General features: G+C 59.9%; 15 protein-coding genes. 4 read left to right on the forward strand and 11 right to left on the reverse strand.

Features of this window, described 5'->3' with window-relative positions:
- Nucleotides 1-58: 58 nt before the first annotated feature.
- The 11 genes from AC1RQB_RS18185 to bioB all read right to left on the reverse strand — a co-directional run bounded on the left by AC1RQB_RS18185 (nt 59) and on the right by bioB (nt 13,201).
- The gene (locus tag AC1RQB_RS18185; RefSeq protein WP_007904205.1) at nt 59-217 is read right to left on the reverse strand and encodes a YqaE/Pmp3 family membrane protein; all 159 of its coding nucleotides are present in this window, start codon (nt 215-217) and stop codon (nt 59-61) included.
- Between the two features lie 403 nt (nt 218-620).
- Nucleotides 621-2,399: an acyl-CoA dehydrogenase C-terminal domain-containing protein gene (locus AC1RQB_RS18190; RefSeq protein WP_008076387.1), complete on the reverse strand. Its 1,779-nt coding sequence runs from the start codon at nt 2,397-2,399 to the stop codon at nt 621-623.
- Between the two features lie 270 nt (nt 2,400-2,669).
- Complete coding sequence (locus AC1RQB_RS18195; RefSeq protein WP_063342340.1) at nt 2,670-4,466, reverse strand: acyl-CoA dehydrogenase C-terminal domain-containing protein; 1,797 nt, start codon at nt 4,464-4,466, stop codon at nt 2,670-2,672.
- A gap of 90 nt (nt 4,467-4,556) precedes the next feature.
- Nucleotides 4,557-5,846 (reverse strand): GGDEF domain-containing protein, encoded by a 1,290-nt coding sequence (locus AC1RQB_RS18200; RefSeq protein ID WP_063342339.1) that lies wholly within the window; start codon nt 5,844-5,846, stop codon nt 4,557-4,559.
- 228 nt (nt 5,847-6,074) lie between these two features.
- Nucleotides 6,075-7,880 (reverse strand): phenylacyl-CoA dehydrogenase, encoded by a 1,806-nt coding sequence (locus AC1RQB_RS18205; RefSeq protein WP_007904189.1) that lies wholly within the window; start codon nt 7,878-7,880, stop codon nt 6,075-6,077.
- Between the two features lie 277 nt (nt 7,881-8,157).
- Entirely contained in the window at nt 8,158-8,454 is a 297-nt protein-coding gene (locus tag AC1RQB_RS18210; RefSeq protein WP_063342338.1) for a hypothetical protein, read from the reverse strand.
- Between the two features lie 120 nt (nt 8,455-8,574).
- Nucleotides 8,575-9,255: a dethiobiotin synthase gene (gene bioD / locus AC1RQB_RS18215; protein WP_063342337.1), complete on the reverse strand. Its 681-nt coding sequence runs from the start codon at nt 9,253-9,255 to the stop codon at nt 8,575-8,577.
- Nucleotides 9,252-10,064 carry a malonyl-ACP O-methyltransferase BioC gene (bioC, locus tag AC1RQB_RS18220; protein WP_063342336.1) on the reverse strand — a complete coding sequence of 271 codons (813 nt, stop codon included), beginning with the start codon at nt 10,062-10,064 and terminating at the stop codon, nt 9,252-9,254. Before bioC ends, bioD begins: the two co-directional genes overlap by 4 nt.
- Nucleotides 10,057-10,788 (reverse strand): alpha/beta fold hydrolase, encoded by a 732-nt coding sequence (locus tag AC1RQB_RS18225; RefSeq protein ID WP_063342335.1) that lies wholly within the window; start codon nt 10,786-10,788, stop codon nt 10,057-10,059. The genes bioC and AC1RQB_RS18225 overlap by 8 nt, the downstream gene beginning before the upstream one ends.
- Nucleotides 10,781-11,959: an 8-amino-7-oxononanoate synthase gene (bioF, locus tag AC1RQB_RS18230; protein WP_063342334.1), complete on the reverse strand. Its 1,179-nt coding sequence runs from the start codon at nt 11,957-11,959 to the stop codon at nt 10,781-10,783. Before bioF ends, AC1RQB_RS18225 begins: the two co-directional genes overlap by 8 nt.
- A gap of 186 nt (nt 11,960-12,145) precedes the next feature.
- Nucleotides 12,146-13,201, reverse strand: a complete 1,056-nt coding sequence (gene bioB / locus AC1RQB_RS18235) for a biotin synthase BioB (protein WP_007904183.1) — start codon at nt 13,199-13,201, stop codon at nt 12,146-12,148.
- Between the two features lie 90 nt (nt 13,202-13,291).
- On the opposite strand from bioB, the gene AC1RQB_RS18240 reads away from it, so the two are divergent.
- The 4 genes from AC1RQB_RS18240 to AC1RQB_RS18255 all read left to right on the forward strand — a co-directional run bounded on the left by AC1RQB_RS18240 (nt 13,292) and on the right by AC1RQB_RS18255 (nt 18,183).
- Nucleotides 13,292-14,032, forward strand: a complete 741-nt coding sequence (locus tag AC1RQB_RS18240) for a ComF family protein (RefSeq protein ID WP_063342333.1) — start codon at nt 13,292-13,294, stop codon at nt 14,030-14,032.
- A gap of 185 nt (nt 14,033-14,217) precedes the next feature.
- Complete coding sequence (locus tag AC1RQB_RS18245) at nt 14,218-14,982, forward strand: TOBE domain-containing protein (RefSeq protein WP_063342332.1); 765 nt, start codon at nt 14,218-14,220, stop codon at nt 14,980-14,982.
- Nucleotides 14,983-15,112: 130 nt separating this feature from the next.
- On the forward strand, nt 15,113-17,014 hold the full coding sequence (locus tag AC1RQB_RS18250) for a PhoX family protein (protein WP_063342331.1): 1,902 nt from the start codon (nt 15,113-15,115) through the stop codon (nt 17,012-17,014).
- A gap of 194 nt (nt 17,015-17,208) precedes the next feature.
- Nucleotides 17,209-18,183, forward strand: a complete 975-nt coding sequence (locus tag AC1RQB_RS18255) for a serine/threonine protein kinase (protein ID WP_008076417.1) — start codon at nt 17,209-17,211, stop codon at nt 18,181-18,183.
- The last annotated feature ends 84 nt before the right edge of the window (nt 18,184-18,267 follow it).

Here is an 18,267-nt window from a genome sequence, read left to right on the forward strand (position 1 = left end):
GAGATCAAATGTGGGAGCGGGCTTGCTCGCGAATGCGATCTAATCGGCGCAGCCAGACTCAGCGCTTGGCGATGATATACACCGCATGTACGATCCCCGGAATGTAACCGCACAACGTCAGCAGAATGTTCAGCCAGAATGCCCCGGCGAAACCGACTTGCAGAAACACACCCAGTGGCGGCAACAGAATGGCGATGATGATGCGAATAAAATCCATGGGGAAGCTCCTGATTGATGTTGGCTCTATGGGCCATACAGTTTATCGACACTGCGGTGTTCTTCAGGGTTCAGTGTGGATTCGGATTACAGCCCTCAGTTGCGGACTTTGCTGGAGGAAATAGAAGTCTGGAGGAATACCTGAGCAGGCTGGGGATACTGGACGGGTTGAGCTGAGCACTTTTTTCCAGGCAAAAGAAAACCCCGCCGAAGCGGGGCTTTGCAGACTGTTTCCCTGACATCCATTTCACTCCGCCGTCCTGGCAGAATCCTACGTGTCCGTGTTGTTGCTTTGCGCTTCCTGCGCGACGTCCATGTGAAGTAGATTAGCTCTGGATCCAATCTTCGCCTATGGGAAAACAGCAGCACGTTATGTAAGAGAATGCTTACATAACGTTAAAGGGTCAGAATTGTCCTGCGTCCAGCAGGAACAGCGATTCGCTGCCCGCCTTTACCGACGCGCTCAACGAGTGAATACGCGGCAGCAGACGTGCGAAATAGAACCGCGCCGTACCGAGTTTGCTCGCGTAGAAATCGTCCTGCGCTTCCTTACCGAAAGCAGCCTTGGCCATCAGTGCCCACATGTAGGCGTAGGCCATGTAGCCGAATGCCTGCAGATACTCGACGGACGCCGCGCCGATCTCGTTCGGGTTGTTTTTCGCCCGGTCCAGCAACCACGCGGTCAGTTCGTCGAGGGTGTCCACTGCATCATTCAGCGGCTGGGTGAACTCCGCCAGGTCAGCATTGGCTGTCGCGGTGAAATGACGAATCTCGTCGGCGAACAGTGTGTAGAACGCCCCGCCGCTGCCAACGATCTTGCGTCCTACAAGGTCCAGCGCCTGAATACCGTTGGTGCCTTCGTAGATCTGAGTAATCCGTACATCACGAACCAGTTGCTCCTGGCCCCACTCACGAATGTAGCCGTGACCGCCAAAAACCTGCTGGCCGTGAACCGTGGTTTCCAGACCCAGGTCGGTCAGGAATGCCTTGGCCACCGGTGTCAGCAATGCAACCAGGTCTTCTGCGCGCTTGCGGGTGGTGGCGTCTTCGCTGAACTTGGCGGTGTCCAGCTGCATCGCCACGTAAGTGGAGAAGGCACGACCGCCTTCGTTCGAGGCTTTCATGGTCAGCAGCATGCGACGCACGTCCGGGTGGACGATGATCGGGTCAGCCACTTTGTCCTTGTTCTGCGCGCCGGTCGGCGAGCGGCTTTGCAGGCGGTCGCGAGCGTATTCGATAGCGTTCTGGTACGAACGCTCGCCAGTGGCCAGGCCCTGGATGCCAACGCCCAGACGCTCGTAGTTCATCATGGTGAACATCGCCGCCAGGCCTTTGTTCGGCTCGCCGACCAGGTAACCCACGGCTTCGTCGAAGTTCATCACGCAGGTCGCGGACGCCTGGATGCCCATCTTGTGTTCGATCGAACCGCAGTTTGCCGGGTTGCGTGCACCCAGGCTGCCATCGGCATTGACCATGAACTTCGGCACCAGGAACAGCGAAATGCCTTTCGGCCCCGCCGGTGCGTCCGGCAGTTTGGCCAGTACCAGGTGAATGATGTTCTCGGTCAGGTCGTGTTCACCGCCGGTGATGAAGATTTTGGTGCCGCTGACTTTGTAGGAACCGTCGGCCTGAGGCTCGGCCTTGGTACGGATAATCCCCAGGTCAGTACCGGCGTGCGGCTCGGTCAGGCACATGGAACCGGCCCATACACCGGCGTACATGTTCGGCAGGTACGCCGCTTTCAGCTCTTCGCTGGCGTGGGCGTTGATCGACAGACAGGCGCCGGCGGTCAGCATCGGGTATAGACCGAACGACAGGCTCGCGGAGTTGACCATTTCTTCAACCTGCGCCGAAACCGCCTTGGGCATGCCCATGCCGCCGTAGGTCGGATCACCACCGACACCAACCCAACCGCCTTCAGCGTAAGTCTGATAAGCCTGTGGGAAACCGGCCGGGGTGGTGACGGCACCGTCCGCCCAATGGCAACCTTCTTCGTCAGCCGCACGGCTCAGGGGCGCGATGCTTTTGCTGGTGACCTTGCCGGCTTCTTCGAGAATGGCTTCGACCGTTTCCGCATCGACGGTCTCGGCCAGCGCAGGCAGTTCGGCCCAGAGTTTGGCGACCTCGAAAACTTCATTGAGGACGAAGCGCATATCGCGCAGGGGCGCTTTGTAGTCAGCCATGGCAAACCTCGCAAGATCTAAACAGGTGGTTCGTAGAATAGTGATTTCGTTGCGTCCGAGTGTACCTCAACAACTTTTACGACACATAGGGTCGACTCATGACTGTTTTGTTATTTTTAGTCACCAGCATTTCAGCTGAGATCGTTCTCGCCTGTCAGAACGCATTCGCGGGCAAGCCTCGCTCCTACAGGTCGTGTCGCACGCATTTCACATGGACGACATAAAACCGTAGGAGCGAGGCTTGCCCGCGAAGCTTTTCAAGCCTGATCGTCAGAGCGCAAACAACTCCGCCGGCAGCTTCATCAGGCAATCGCTGCCCGCCTCGATGGCCGCCCGATGAGCAGCCGTACGTGGCAGCAAACGCTTGAAGTAAAACTCGCTGGTCGCCAGTTTGCCTTTGCAGTAATCGGCATCGCCGCTGCCCGCATCCAACTGCGCCTGAGCCACCAACGCCATGCGTAGCCACAGGTAGCCGAGGATGATGTAGCCGCTGTACATCAGGTAATCCACCGAGGCGGCGCCGACTTCATCCGGATTTTTCATCGCAGCCATGCCGACCTTGGTGGTCAACTCACCCCACTGCTGATTCAGACCATTGAGCTGCGCCACATAGCTGCCGAGTTGCGGATGCTCAGCGTTTGCTGCACAGAACTTGTGGACGATTCTGGTGAAGCCGCGCAGCAGTTTTCCCTGACTGCCAAGGACTTTGCGCCCAAGCAAGTCTAGCGCCTGAATGCCGTTGGTGCCTTCGTAGATCGGCGCGATCCGGCAGTCGCGAACCAGCTGCTCCATGCCCCACTCACGAATGAAACCGTGGCCGCCAAACACCTGCATGCCGAGGTTGGTCACCTCCAGCCCGGTGTCGGTCATGAAGGCTTTGCAGATCGGCGTCAGGAATGCCAACAGGTCTTCGGCGTCCTGACGCGCCGTTTCATCCGGGCTCAGATGAGCGACGTCCAGCAACTGCGCGGTGAAATAGGTCAGCGCCCGGTTGCCTTCATTGAAGGCCTTCATGGTCAGCAACATCCTGCGCACATCGGGATGAACGATGATCGGGTCGGCGACTTTTTCCGGTGCTTTCGGACCGGTCAGCGAGCGCATTTGCAGGCGGTCGTTGGCGTATTTGATCGCGCCCTGGAAACTTGCCTCACCCAGACACAGACCTTGCATGCCGGTGCCGAGCCGCGCGTGGTTCATCATGGTGAACATGCAGTTCAGGCCCTTGTTCGGCTCACCGATCAAGAATCCCTTCGCGTCATCGAAATTCAGCACACAGGTGGCCGAGGCCTTGATGCCCATTTTGTGTTCGATCGAACCGCAGGAAACGCCATTGCGCTCGCCCGCCTCGCCCTCGGCATCGGGTAGGTATTTAGGAACGATAAACAGCGAAATGCCCTTGGTACCGGCAGGCGCGTCCGGCAGTTTGGCCAGCACCAGGTGAATGATGTTGTCACTCATGTCGTGCTCGCCAGCGGAGATGAAAATCTTGCTGCCGGAAATCGCGTAACTGCCGTCAGTCTGAGGCACGGCGCGGGTCTTGATGATGCCCAGATCGGTGCCGCAATGGGCTTCGGTCAGGCACATGGTGCCGGTCCATTGGCCTGCGGTGAGCTTGCTCAGATAGGTTTGTTTCTGTTCTTCGGTGCCATGGGCGTGAATCGCCGACATCGCACCGTGAGTCAGGCCGGGGTACATGCCCCAGGAGGTATTGCTGGAACCGACCATTTCACTGATGACCAGCCCCAAAGAACTGGGTAAACCCTGGCCGCCGTAAGCCGGATCCGCCGCCAGACCATGCCAGCCGCCTTCCACGTACTGCGCGAAAGCCTGCTTGAAACCTGTAGGCGTTGTGACCACGCCGTTATCGAAATGGCAGCCTTCTTCGTCGCCGCTTCGGTTCAGCGGTGCGAGAACGTTCTCACAGAATTTCGCGCCTTCTTCAAGGATCGCATTGATCATGTCCGGGCTGGCATCGGTGGCGCCCAGCGCGGCGTAGTTGCTGTGAAAATCGAAGACGTGGTCGATCAGAAAGCGCATATCGCGAAGGGGTGCTTTGTACTCGGGCATGGTCATTTCTCCGGCAGCAGATTGCTCAAACCTACTGCCGCGCACCACGCCTCACAATCACAGTCCAGACGCTGAATGCGCCATCATCACTCAACCCGCAGCGGCGTCCATGCGCACCGCGCCACGGCGGTTCTGACCGAAAGCCATCACACAGTTTCGCCCCGCGCCTTTGGCGCTGTAGAGCGCCTGGTCAGCGGATTTGAGCACTTCTTCCGGCGTGCGCTGCTCCAACCGCTCGGCGACACCAATGCTGACGGTGACCGATACACTCGAGGCGCCTGAACCGGCGCGGCGCTGGCGGCCCTGCTGGTCATCCTGGGGACGGTTGTCCTGATTGCGCAGCTGGATGTTGTAGGTGGCGATGGATTCGCGGATGACTTCCAGGTGCGGCATACACTCCTCGAGGGTTTTGCCTGCGAACACCAGAGCAAATTCTTCACCGCCGTAGCGATATGCCCTACCGCCCCCGCTGATTTTCGACAGCTTGCTGGCGACCAAGCGCAACACTTGATCGCCGACATCGTGGCCGTGGGTGTCGTTGAATTTCTTGAAGTGGTCGACGTCGCCCATGGCCAGCACGTAATTGCGCCCCAGCCGTTGCATGCGTTCGTTCAGGGCGCGGCGACCCGGCAGGCCGGTGAGCTCATCGCGGAACGCCATCTGATAGGCCTCATGGGCGACCGCTGCGGCAATCATCAACATCACCTGGCTGCACATGATGTTCAGGGTAAACGGCAGGATGAAGGTCTTCGGCAACATCCAGAACAATCCCAACAGACCGACCAATTGCGCAGCATGCAAGGGTCTTGGGTTGCGCCAGTATTGCCAGGCCAGTAACAGGAACGAGGCGATGAATACCGGGTAGGACAACTGGATCAGGCTCATCCAGGCGCCATGCAGGGCTGGCCAGCGGATCTCCGAGAGCCACATCAACAGCGCCTGTGGGTAACTCTGTTCCAGCCCCAGCGCCACGCTGCCGAACGCCAGCAACACGGCGAAACGCGCCACCATGTCCTGAAACAGATGGGTGCGCTCCTGCCAGGCGGCGAACAAGCCGAAGAGTAATGGCAGCAACAGACAGCACAGATGGAAGACCACGGCGGCATCGTCACGGACTTTACCGTTGTCGCGGTAGTAGTCGGTCTGGGTGTCGAGCAGGAAGTAGGCGATGTACACCGTGACCATCAGAAACAGTTCACGCTGACGTCGGTAAACCGCGCAATACGCCCCGCCGAGCAACAGCACCAATGTAGGCAGCACGTTAAACAGCGAAGTGAAGAAGACGTTGAGATCCTTGACGTAGGCAGCCGCAAGCCCCGCAAGCAATAACACTAGCGATGGCAAAAAATGGCTGAAACGTACAGCGGAAGAACGCAACAAGGGTAAAGCTCCGACCCGGCAAACAAAGATGGCATTGTGCCTGCAACTTGAGCAGCTAAGCACATGCAATGTGACGTATGTCACATCGCCATCCTCTTTAACGGCAGCAACGGCGTTCTTCTTAGCATTTTAGTCAGGAATTTTTACAGGCGCAGCCCGTTTGCGTCAGGCACAAAAAAACCGCTGCTCCCGAGGAAGCAGCGGCTTTGTGAAGAGACTGCGTAGGGCTTAGTAACCCAGTGCGAAGTCTTCTTCTTTCATGTCCATCAGGTTGTTGGCGCCCGACAGCATGGTTACAACGTGAGTGCGGGTACGCGGCAGGATACGCTGGAAGTAGAAGCGCGCAGTCTGCAGCTTGGCGGTGTAGAACGCCTCTTCGGTGGTGCCGGCAGCCAGTTTCTCGGCAGCCAGACGCGCCATGTCAGCCCAGAAGTAGGCAAGGCAGGCGTAACCGGAGTACATCAGGTAGTCCACCGACGCGGCGCCAACTTCTTCGCGGTCTTTCATGGCGGCCATACCGACCTTCATGGTCAGCTCGCCCCACTCTTTGTTCAGCGCAGCCAATGGCTCGACGAACTCTTTGACCGCGTCGTTGCCTTCGTTGGTCTGGCAGAACTTGTGGACGATCTTGGTGAAGCCTTTGAGCGCTTCGCCTTGAGTCATCAACACTTTACGGCCCAGCAGGTCGAGTGCCTGGATACCGGTGGTGCCTTCGTACAGCATCGAAATGCGGCTGTCGCGAACGTTCTGCTCCATGCCCCACTCGGCGATGAAGCCGTGGCCGCCGTAGATTTGTACGCCGTGGTTAGCGGATTCGAAACCGACTTCAGTCATGAAGGCTTTGGCGATCGGAGTCATGAAGGCCAGCAGTGCGTCGGCTTTCTTCTTCTCTTCTTCATCGACGCCGTACTTGACGATGTCGACTTGCTTGGCGGTGAAGTAAACCATCGCACGGTTGCCTTCGGCGAACGCCTTCATGGTCAACAGCATGCGACGTACGTCAGGGTGAACGATGATCGGGTCAGCGGCTTTGTCCGGTGCTTTCGGGCCAGTCAAGGAGCGCATTTGCAGACGATCGCGAGCGTATTTCAGGCCGCCCTGGAAACCGATTTCGGCGTGAGCCAGACCTTGCAGCGCGGTACCCAGACGTGCGGTGTTCATGAAGGTGAACATGCAGTTCAGGCCTTTGTTCGCCGGGCCGATCAGGTAACCGGTGGCCGCGTCGAAGTTCATCACGCAAGTGGCGTTACCGTGGATGCCCATCTTGTGTTCCAGGGAACCGCAGGTCACAGCGTTGCGTGCGCCAATCGAGCCGTCTGCGTTCGGCAGGAACTTCGGAACGATGAACAGGGAAATGCCTTTGGTACCGGCCGGTGCATCCGGCAGACGTGCCAGAACGATGTGGACGATGTTGTCGGCCATGTCGTGTTCACCGGCCGAGATGAAGATCTTGGTGCCGGAGACTTTGTAGGAACCGTCAGCCTGAGGTTCAGCCTTGGTGCGCAGCATGCCCAGGTCGGTGCCGCAGTGCGGTTCGGTCAGGCACATGGTGCCGGTCCATTCGCCGGAGACCAGTTTGGTCAGGTAAGCCTCTTGTTGCTCAGGCGTGCCGTGCTCGGAAATGGTGTTCATCGCGCCATGGGACAGGCCCGGGTACATGCCCCACGACCAGTTGGCTTCGCCAACCATTTCGCTGACAGCCAGACCTAGAGACTCTGGCAGGCCTTGGCCGCCGTGCTCTACGTCGTGAGCCAGGCTTGGCCAGCCACCTTCGACGAATTGCTTGTAGGCTTCTTTGAAACCGGTCGGGGTTTTAACGCCGGACTCGCTCCAGGTGCAGCCTTCGGTGTCACCCACGCGGTTCAGCGGAGCCAGCACCTGCTCACAAAACTTGGCGCCTTCTTCGAGAATGGCGTCAACCATGTCTGGAGTTGCGTCTGCACAAGCCGGAAGGCTCTGATAGTGCGCTTCGTAGCCGAGCAGTTCGTCACGAACGAAGCGAATATCACGCAAGGGGGCCTTGTAGTCAGGCATAGCGATAAACCTCTGCTGATGTAACCGGGAATGAACGACCGCGTTGATTTGTTGTGGCGGTCAAACAGTTGTTTGAAACATACGTTTACGCCCAATTCTTGTCAAGCGCCGATCTTTTGCCGTTCGTCATCGCGTCATGAAAACCTCGGACACGCCGCTGCCCACCGCCGTTGACTGAGCAACACGCCATGTAGGAGAGATTAGTTGAGGCAGAAGGACTTACGCAGAAAAACGCCGCGAACAGGCGCGGCGTTGGAGTAGCGGATTCAGCGAGGGTTCAGGCAAATGTATCGATCAGCGTACCCAGCATTTCATCGGATGCCTTGGCGACTTTGACGCCCAGTTCCACCTGTAACTTGCCTTGGGACATCTCGACCATATTGCTGGCCAAGTCCGATTGCTGGCTGCGGTCTACCGAACGCAGTCGATCAACCTGAACCTCGGAGGATTGACTGGTGACCGAACGTTCGATGGTGTTGTTGGCGATCTGACCCGAAGCCTGATCGACGCGGTTCTGCCCGGTCTGAATAGTGCTCAGACCGGCATAAAAAGCGGTGTTTCCTGAGATTTCCATGGGGGGAACTCGTCCGACAAAGGATCAACAGCGGCCATTGAACCAGACACGCCGACAAAAGGCCCGACAAAAACACTAATGGCACAGTGCCTTGTCATAGGTAAAACCCAAGCAACAAATTCAGTCCAGCAGGTCCAGCTGCAAATGCGCGGCCACCGCGTCGGCGGTCACCGACTTGAGTTTTGGCACTCGCCCCAGGCATGGCGCGGGGATGCGCTCGGCCAATGTCGCGAGGTTCTCTTCAAGGCGCGACGTCTTCGGGTCGATGATGTTGGCCACCCAACCTGCCAACTGCAAACCATCGCGTGCGATCGCCTCGGCTGTCAGCAGTGCATGATTGATGCAACCCAGCCGTACGCCGACCACCAGGATCACCGGCAGACCCAGCGCCATCGCCAGGTCCGACAGATTGTCCTGATCCGCCAACGGCACTCGCCAGCCGCCAGCACCTTCGATCAACGTGAAGTCCGCCTGCATATCGAGAATCTGCCGCATCGGTGTCAACAGTGATTGCACGGTCAACGCCACGCCAGCTTCCCGCGCTGCCAGATGCGGTGCAATCGCCGGTTCGAACGCGACCGGATTGACCTGATCGTAGGTCAACGGTATCGAGCACTCGGCAAACAGTGCCAGCGCATCGGCGTTGCGCAACCCCTTGGGCGTCAGCTCGCAACCGGAGGCCACCGGTTTGCCCGCTGCCGTGCTCAAACCCGCCAATCGCGCGGCATGCAGCAAGCCTGCGGCGACGGTGGTCTTGCCGACATCGGTGTCAGTACCGGTGATGAAATAGGCTGCACTCATAAGGGTTTCTCCAACACGGCGTAAACCACTTGATAAGTCGCCGGCAGTCCCTGTGCCTGACGATACTGCTCGTAAGCCTCGATCAGGCCGAGAATCCGCGCCCTGCCGGTCAAACCGCCTGGCCGACCGGGGTTCAGGTTATGCGCCCCAAGTGCCTTGAGCTCATGGGTCAGGCTGCGGACATCGGGGTAATGCAACACATGCGGCTGCGTTTCGAGGCTGATGACCTTCAAGCCGCTGCCCGCGCAAAGCTGTTGGTAAACACCGAACTCGCGGAAGCGGTTGACGTGCACCATGCCATCCACCTGACGCCAGCTGTCGCGCAATTCGTACAGCGTGCCTACACACAGACTAGCAAACGCAAAAACACCGCCCGGTTTCAGTACCCGATACGCTTCATCGAGCACCGAGGCGAAATTCGCGCACCATTGCACCGCCAGGCTGGAGAAGACCAGGTCGCAGGTCGAGTCCTGCAACGGCAAGCGCTCAGCATCGCCCGCGATGAAATGAGTCGCGCCGCCCAAGGGCCGGGCGTGATTGAGCATGCCTTCTGCGATGTCCAGCGCCACTCCGGCGCTCGCAGGAAACCTCTGCGCCAAGGCTCGGCTGAAATACCCGGTGCCGCAGCCCATATCCAGCCAACGAGCAGGGACAAAATCTTCAGGTAGCCGACGTAACAACTCGCTGCCCACGTCACGCTGCAATTCGGCCACGCTGTCGTAGCTCGCCGCCGCACGGGAAAATGACGCCGCCACCTGGCGTTTGTCGGGCAAGCCGCCGGGCAGGTTGTGAAGGGATAAATCAGTCATCACCTAACTCATGCAAAAAGGCCTGAATCGCCCCCGCCACACCGTGAGGGTCTTCCAGAAGAAACGCGTGGCTGGCCTGTTCAATCAGGCCGATTTCGACATCCGGCAGCAGCGCCAGCAAATCCCCCGCCGCTTCGGCCGGTACCAGTCCGTCGAGGCCGGCGAACAAGTGCAGTTGCGGGCCGCGAAACGCTTGCAACGCTTGCCGGGTATCCAATTGTGCGAGCAACTCCAGGCCGCTCATCAGCACCGGCGAAGACGTATGCGGTGCGCCAGCGAGCAACAGTCGCGAGATCCCGCGCGGGTCTTCGGCACCTTGGGCGCACAGCAGCGAAAAACGTTTCAACGTCATGCGCGAGTCAGCCTTGCAGCCGGCCAGAAACGCATCGAAGGTTTCGCCGGGCATCGCGCTCGACCATCGTTCATGGGCGACAAAGGAAGGGTTGCTCGCCAGGGTCACCAAGCCGCAGCAGCGGTCACCGCGTCGCGCCGCCAATTCGGACGCCAGCATGCCACCCAATGACCAGCCACCGAGCCAGGCATCCTGTGGCAATGTCGAGTCCAACTCATCGAGCCATTCTTCAAGGTCGCTCGATTCCAGTTCCGGCAACGGCTCGATCTCGACACGCAGGTGTTCGTCCAAACCCTGCAAGGCCGCCGCCAAGGGTTCCAGCGGCGAAATCCCGAGACCCCAACCCGGCAGCAGAATCAGACGATCACGCATGGCTTGGCTCCGGTCCCAGTTGTTGAAAACAATCGGCCAGTCCATTTAACAATAGCTGCACCTGCGCCTCGCTGTGAGCGGCGGTCAGGGTTACGCGCAAACGTGCGCTGCCCGCGGGCACGGTCGGCGGACGAATCGCAGTCACCATCAACCCGCGTTCGCGCAGCATCTGCGACAACCGCACCGCGCGCCCGGCATCACCAATCATGATCGGCTGGATCGGCGTGAAGCTGTCCATCAACTCCAGCCCAATCTGTTCGGCGCCTTGGCGGAACTGGCGAATCAGCGTCTGCAGATGCTCACGTCGCCAGTGTTCGCTGCGCAACAGCTCCAGGCTTTTCAGCGTCGCGCAGGCCAGCGCCGGCGGTTGGCTGGTGGTGTAGATGTAAGGGCGAGCGAACTGGATCAGGCTTTCGATCAGCTCTTCACTGCCAGCCACAAATGCACCGGCCGTACCGAAAGCCTTGCCAAGGGTGCCGACCAACACCGGCACATCTTCCTGACTCAGACCGAAATGCTCGACGACCCCGCCGCCATTCGCGCCCAGCGGACCAAAACCGTGCGCGTCATCGACCATCAGCCACGCGCCTTTAGCCTTGGCTTCCCGCGCCAGCGCCGGCAGGTCGGCGACGTCACCGTCCATGCTGAACACACCGTCGGTGACCACCAGCGTATTGCCGGTGGCCTTCTCAAGGCGCCTGGCCAGACTGGCCGCGTCGTTATGCAGATAGCGATTGAAACGCGCACCGGACAACAACCCTGCATCCAGCAACGACGCGTGATTGAGCCGGTCTTCGAGCACCGTATCGCCCTGCCCGACCAACGCGGTGACCGCGCCGAGATTGGCCATGTAACCGGTGGTGAACAGCAGAGCTCGCGGGCGGCCGGTGAACTCGGCGAGGGCTTCTTCCAGTGCGTGATGCGGGCCGCTGTGGCCGATCACCAGATGCGAAGCACCACCGCCCACGCCCCAACGCGACGCGCCGTCGCGCCAGGCTTCGATCACCTGCGGGTGATTGGCCAAGCCCAGGTAATCGTTGTTACAGAACGCCAGCAACGGCTGACCATCGACCACCACTTCCGGGCCTTGGGGGCTTTCGAGCAATGGACGCTGGCGATAAAGGTTTTCGGCACGACGGGCAGCAAGGCGTGCGGCGAGATCGAAAGACATGCAGGCCTCGGCAGATCAAAAAACGTGAAACTGGATGCGATCTAATGTGGGAGCTGGCTTGCCTGCGATGACGGCAGCACATTCAACATCAATGTGGCTGACAGACCGCTATCGCAGCGATGCGGCGACCCGACAAGCCAGCTCCCACATTTTTACCGCATTCCAATAGGCGAAACGGTAGAAGACTCAGACAGCCGCGTTATAGAACATCTCGCTGCTCTTCTGCTCCACCAGCGCTTGTTCGATGGCGGCCTGATGCACTTCGTCGGCGTGCTCTTCGCGGGCTTCCGGCAGGATGCCCAGACGCGAGAACAGTTGCATGTCCTTGTCCGCCTGCGGGTTGGCGGTGGTCAGCAGTTTTTCGCCGTAGAAAATCGAGTTGGCGCCGGCAAAGAACGCCAGGGCTTGCATCTGCTCGTTCATCGCTTCACGGCCGGCGGACAGACGCACATGGGATTTTGGCATCAGGATGCGAGCGACCGCGAGCATGCGGATGAAGTCGAACGGGTCGACGTCGTCAGCATTTTCCAGCGGCGTACCGGCGACTTTCACCAGCATGTTGATCGGCACCGACTCTGGATGCTCAGGCAGGTTAGCCAACTGGATCAGCAGGTTGGCGCGGTCGTCGAGGGACTCGCCCATGCCGAGAATGCCGCCGGAGCAGATCTTCATCCCCGAATCACGCACGTAAGCCAGGGTTTGCAGGCGCTCGCTGTACGTACGGGTGGTGATGATGCTGCCGTAGAACTCCGGCGAGGTGTCGAGGTTGTGGTTGTAGTAGTCCAGGCCGGCTTCGGCCAGGGCGACGGTCTGGTCCTGATCGAGACGACCAAGGGTCATGCAGGTTTCCAGGCCCATGGCTTTCACGCCTTTGACCATTTCCAGCACGTACGGCATGTCTTTGGCCGACGGGTGTTTCCACGCCGCGCCCATGCAGAAACGGGTCGAACCGATGGCCTTGGCACGAGCAGCCTCTTCGAGGACCTTCTGCACTTCCATCAGTTTTTCTTTTTCCAGGCCGGTGTTGTAGTGACCAGACTGCGGACAATATTTGCAATCTTCCGGGCAAGCACCGGTCTTGATCGACAGCAGCGTCGAAACCTGGACACGGTTAGCGTCGAAATGCGCGCGGTGCACCGTCTGGGCCTGGAACAACAGGTCGTTGAATGGCTGAACGAAGAGTGCTTTGACTTCGGCCAAAGACCAGTCATGACGCAGGGTTGCAGTGGTGCTGGCGCTCATGGGCGTTTCCTTGTTTATGCTTGGCAAGCGGCTGGGGAATGGAATACCCACAGACGCGACACGGATGTTCGGCATATTTAAGGAAGAGCGATGCGCTGTCAACCACGATACGTAGGACCGGTTTACATCTGGTTAAACAATAACCAACACTGCTTACTCTGCAGCGAAGCGACAGAAGATATCCGGCCAATCTGTATGGCCTGCGAAACCGACCTGCCCTGGCTGGGCGAGCACTGCCAAACCTGCGCCCTGCCCTTGCCTGCCACAGGCCTGACCTGCGGCCAATGCTTGAAACAACCGCCGGCCTTCGAACGAGTCGCAGCGCCCTGGACTTACAGCTTTCCGGTCGACAGTTTGATCACCCGCTTCAAGCACAGCGCAAAGTGGCCGTTAGGCCGCCTGCTCGCCGAACTTCTCGCTCAGTTCCTGCAGCATCGCTTCGATGAAGACCTGGATCGGCCCGACGCGCTGATACCGGTACCGCTGGCCGCCAAACGTCTGCGCCAGCGGGGTTTCAACCAGGCGGCGATGCTCGCCCGCTGGCTCAGCGTCAGCCTCGACATTCCTTGCGATGAAACGCTGTTGCTGAGGATTCAGGACACCAGCGCACAACAAGAGCTGAATGCCGATGCCCGAAAAAAGAATCTGCGGAACGCCTTTGCCTTGGCGCCCGCGGCCTCGATCAAGGGTCGCCACTTCGCATTGGTCGACGATGTGCTGACTACCGGCGCCACCGCCCAGGCCCTGGCTCGCTTGTTGATGGATGCGGGCGCCGCGCGAGTCGATGTCTACTGCCTGGCCCGTACCCCAAAACCTGGCGACGCGGTTTGACTTAACAACACAAAAAACTGTGGGAGCGAGCTTGCTCGCGATGGCGGCGCATCAGACACATCAATGTTGACTGTAATGGCCTCATCGCGAACAAGTTCGCTCCCACAACGATCGGGACCTGACTTGACTCCCGCGCTCCAAGCCGCCAACGTCCTGCCCATCGTCACTGCCCAAAGCGTCTCGCCATGTCCTTGCCTACGTTGTTGTCCCAGCACATTGCCCGTCGCCCGCAGCGCATCGCGTTGCTGCAACACATCGCCGAACAAGGCTCGATCACCCGCGCAGCGAAAAGCGCCGGCCTGAGTTACAAGGCGGCGTGGGACGCCATCGACGAGCTGAACAACCTCGCGCAGAAACCGCTGGTGGAGCGTAGCGTCGGTGGCAAGGGCGGTGGCGGCGCCAAACTGTCCAGCGAAGGCGAACGCGTGTTGCGCCTGTATCAAAAGCTGCAAGCCTTGCAGGCTCAGGTGCTGGAAGCCGCCGAGGATGCCAGCGACCTGGACCTGCTCGGTCGACTGATGCTCAGAACCAGTGCGCGCAATCAACTGCACGGCAAGGTCGTGGCGATCGATGCGCAAGGACGCAACGACCGCATCCGTCTTGAACTGGCCGAAGGCTTGCGTATCGATGCGCAGGTCACCCACGACAGCACTCTGCGCCTGGAACTGCAAACCGGCACCGAAGTAGTGGCGCTGATCAAGGCCGGTTGGCTGGAACTGCTGGGCATCGACCAAACCGCAACGCCCGGCAACAATTGCCTGAAGGGCATGATCGAAGAAATCCTCGACGCCGACGACGGCCCCAGCGAAGTGCGCATCGGCCTGCCCAATGGCCAGACACTTTGCGCCCTGGCCGAGCCGCTGCACCTGAAAAGCCTCGAACTCACCGCCGGAAAACCGGTGCTGGTGCAATTCGCACCGTCCAACATCCTGCTGGGTACACCGCTCTAGCCCAAGTGCATCGCAACCTCTGTAGGAGCTGCCGAAGGCTGCGATCTTTTGATTCTGATTTTAAGAGACTGCAACAAAAGCTTCATCGACCACCATTAAGGTGGCTGCAAAAACCCGCAGGGAGCCTGATGTGAGCTTATTAGAAGACAACCAACCCACCGACCTCGAAAAAATGGTCGGCCTCAGCCGTCGTGGCTTCATCAGCGCGGGCGCCCTCTGCGGTGCGGCGATGTTTCTCGGTGGCAACCTGCTGAGTCGCAGCGTGCTGGCCGCCAGCGTCAGCGCCGGTTCCAGCAAACTGTTGGGTTTCGACAGCATCGCCGCCGCCACGACCGATACCATCACCCTGCCGCCGGGCTACAAATCTTCGGTGTTGATCAGCTGGGGCCAGCCACTGCAAAAAAATGGCCCGGCGTTCGACCCGAGCGGCAACGGCACGGCCCAGGCGCAGGAAGTCCAGTTCGGCGACAACAACGACGGCATGAGCCTGTTCGAATTCCCCGGTGAAAAAGACCGGGCGCTGATGGCGATCAACAACGAATACACCAACTACCGCTACCTCTACCCCCACGGTGGTATGCCGCAATCGGCGGAAGATGTGCGCAAGGCCCTGGCCTGCGAAGGTGTGTCGGTGATTGAAGTGCAGCGCCAGAATGGCCAGTGGCAGTTCGTCCAGGGCTCGCGCTACAACCGCCGCATTCACGGCAACGCGCCGATCAGCCTGAGCGGTCCGGCGGCCGGTCACGAGCTGATGAAAACCAGCGCCGACAAACACGGCAAGAACGTCCTCGGCACCTTCCAGAACTGCGCCAACGGCAAGACGCCGTGGGGCACTTATCTGACCTGCGAAGAGAACTTCACCGACTGCTTCGGCAGTAGCAATGCCGAGCAGAATTTCGATGCCGCGCAGAAACGCTACGGCGCGGTGGCGGCCAGTAAAGAAATCAACTGGCACCAACACGATCCGCGCTTCGACCTGGCGAAAAACCCCAACGAACTCAATCGTCATGGCTGGGTGGTGGAAATCGACCCGTTCGATCCGCAGTCCACGCCGGTCAAACGCACCGCGCTGGGCCGCTTCAAACATGAAAACGCCGCACTGGCCGAAACCAGTGACGGTCGCGCCGTGGTGTACATGGGCGACGATGAGCGCGGCGAGTTCATCTACAAATTTGTCAGCCGCGACAAGATCAACCATAAAAACCCCAAGGCCAACCGCGACCTGCTGGACCACGGCACGTTGTACGTGGCGCGCTTCGATGCGGGCGACGGCAATGCCGATCACCCGAAAGGCCAGGGCGAGTGGATCGAACTGACTCACGGCAAAAACGGCATCGACGCCAGCAGCGGTTTTGCCGATCAGGCCGAAGTGTTGATTCACGCCCGCCTCGCGGCCAGCGTGGTAAAAGCTACGCGCATGGACCGCCCGGAATGGATCGTTGTCAGCCCCAAGGATGGCCAGGTCTATTGCACGCTGACCAACAACGCCAAGCGTGGCGAGGACGGGCAACCGGTGGGCGGGCCGAACCCGCGCGAGAAGAACGTCTACGGGCAGATCTTGCGCTGGCGCACTGACCGTGACGATCACGGCTCGAAAAGCTTTGCCTGGGACCTGTTTGTGGTCGCCGGCAACCCGGGCGTCCACGCCGGCACGCCGAAGGGCGGCTCATCGAACATCACACCGCAGAACATGTTCAACAGCCCGGACGGTCTGGGCTTCGACGAGGCCGGGCGCTTGTGGATTCTTACGGATGGCGATTCGAGCAACGCAGGCGACTTCGCGGGCATGGGCAATAACCAGATGCTCTGTGCCGACCCCGTGACGGGCGAGATCCGTCGTTTCATGGTCGGCCCGGTGGGCTGCGAGGTGACGGGGATCAGCTTCTCGCCAGATCAGAAAACCTTGTTTGTCGGGATTCAGCATCCTGGGGAAAACGGTGGATCGACGTTCCCTGAGCATCTGCCCAACGGCAAGCCGCGGTCTTCGGTGATGGCGATTTCACGGGAAGATGGCGGAGTCGTCGGCGCCTGATAAACGCCCCCCTCATGATCATTCCCACGCTCTGCGTGGGAATGCAACAAGGGACGCTCTGCGTCCCAAAATCGGACGCGGAGCGTCCGGCGAGGCATTCCCACGCAGAGCGTGGGAACGATCCCCCTAAAGAAGCCCCGTCTGCGCTACCATGTTTGGCCCGACGCGGCAGCCTGCTGCGCGCAGGAGTCAGCATGGCCCACCCGTTTGCAACGCTCACCCCAGACCTCGTGCTCGATGCCGTCGAAAGCATCGGCTTTCTCAGCGACGCCCGCATTCTGGCGCTCAACAGCTACGAGAACCGTGTCTATCAGGTCGGCATCGAAGACTCCGAACCGCTGATCGCCAAGTTCTACCGCCCGCAGCGCTGGACCAACGAAGCGATTCTCGAAGAGCACCAATTCACCTTCGAACTCGCCGAATGCGACGTACCGGTGGTCGCACCGATGATTCACAACGGTGCCAGCCTGCACGAACACAACGGTTTCCGTTTCACCCTGTTTCCCCGTCGCGGCGGCCGTGCGCCGGAGCCGGGCAATCTCGATCAGCTGTATCGCCTGGGGCAACTGCTGGGTCGGTTGCACGCGGTCGGCTCTACCAAACCGTTCGAACACCGTGAAGCGCTGGGAGTAAAGAACTTCGGTCAGGACTCGCTGACGACATTGCTCGAAGGCAATTTCGTACCCAAAAGCTTGCTGCCGGCCTACGAGTCCGTGGCCCGCGACCTGCTCAAGCGGGTCGAAGAGGTCTACATGGCCACGCCGCACCAGAACATCCGCATGCACGGCGATTGCCACCCCGGCAACATGATGTGCCGCGACGAGATGTTCCACATCGTCGACCTCGACGACTGCCGCATGGGCCCGGCGGTGCAGGATATCTGGATGATGTTGGCGGGTGATCGTCAGGAATGTCTGGGGCAGTTGTCGGAATTGATGGACGGCTACAACGAATTCCACGACTTCGACCCGCGGGAACTGGCGCTGATCGAACCGCTACGCGCCTTGCGCCTGATGCACTACAGCGCCTGGCTCGCCCGTCGCTGGGACGACCCGGCCTTCCCTCGCAGCTTTCCGTGGTTCGGCACCGAGCGCTATTGGGGCGATCAAGTGCTGGCGCTGCGTGAACAATTGGCTGCGCTCAATGAAGAGCCACTGAAACTCTTCTAAACCCCACAACCCCTGTAGGAGCGGGGGGGGGGGGGGGGGGGGGGGGGGGGGGGGGGGGGGGGGGGGGGGGGGGGGGGGGGGGGG

Source organism: Pseudomonas sp. GW822-FHT02E03, assembly GCF_058802325.1.

Excerpts from the sequence above, each read along its gene's own strand:
- AC1RQB_RS18185 (WP_007904205.1), bottom strand. The coding sequence starts at position 217 with ATGGATTTTATTCGCATCATCATCGCCATTCTGTTGCCGCCACTGGGT.
- AC1RQB_RS18190 (WP_008076387.1), bottom strand. The coding sequence starts at position 2,399 with ATGGCTGACTACAAAGCGCCCCTGCGCGATATGCGCTTCGTCCTCAAT.
- AC1RQB_RS18195 (WP_063342340.1), bottom strand. The coding sequence starts at position 4,466 with ATGCCCGAGTACAAAGCACCCCTTCGCGATATGCGCTTTCTGATCGAC.
- AC1RQB_RS18205 (WP_007904189.1), bottom strand. The coding sequence starts at position 7,880 with ATGCCTGACTACAAGGCCCCCTTGCGTGATATTCGCTTCGTTCGTGAC.
- AC1RQB_RS18210 (WP_063342338.1), bottom strand. The coding sequence starts at position 8,454 with ATGGAAATCTCAGGAAACACCGCTTTTTATGCCGGTCTGAGCACTATT.
- bioD (WP_063342337.1), bottom strand. The coding sequence starts at position 9,255 with ATGAGTGCAGCCTATTTCATCACCGGTACTGACACCGATGTCGGCAAG.
- bioC (WP_063342336.1), bottom strand. The coding sequence starts at position 10,064 with ATGACTGATTTATCCCTTCACAACCTGCCCGGCGGCTTGCCCGACAAA.
- AC1RQB_RS18225 (WP_063342335.1), bottom strand. The coding sequence starts at position 10,788 with ATGCGTGATCGTCTGATTCTGCTGCCGGGTTGGGGTCTCGGGATTTCG.
- bioF (WP_063342334.1), bottom strand. The coding sequence starts at position 11,959 with ATGTCTTTCGATCTCGCCGCACGCCTTGCTGCCCGTCGTGCCGAAAAC.
- bioB (WP_007904183.1), bottom strand. The coding sequence starts at position 13,201 with ATGAGCGCCAGCACCACTGCAACCCTGCGTCATGACTGGTCTTTGGCC.
- AC1RQB_RS18240 (WP_063342333.1), top strand. The coding sequence starts at position 13,292 with ATGCGCTGTCAACCACGATACGTAGGACCGGTTTACATCTGGTTAAAC.
- AC1RQB_RS18245 (WP_063342332.1), top strand. The coding sequence starts at position 14,218 with ATGTCCTTGCCTACGTTGTTGTCCCAGCACATTGCCCGTCGCCCGCAG.
- AC1RQB_RS18255 (WP_008076417.1), top strand. The coding sequence starts at position 17,209 with ATGGCCCACCCGTTTGCAACGCTCACCCCAGACCTCGTGCTCGATGCC.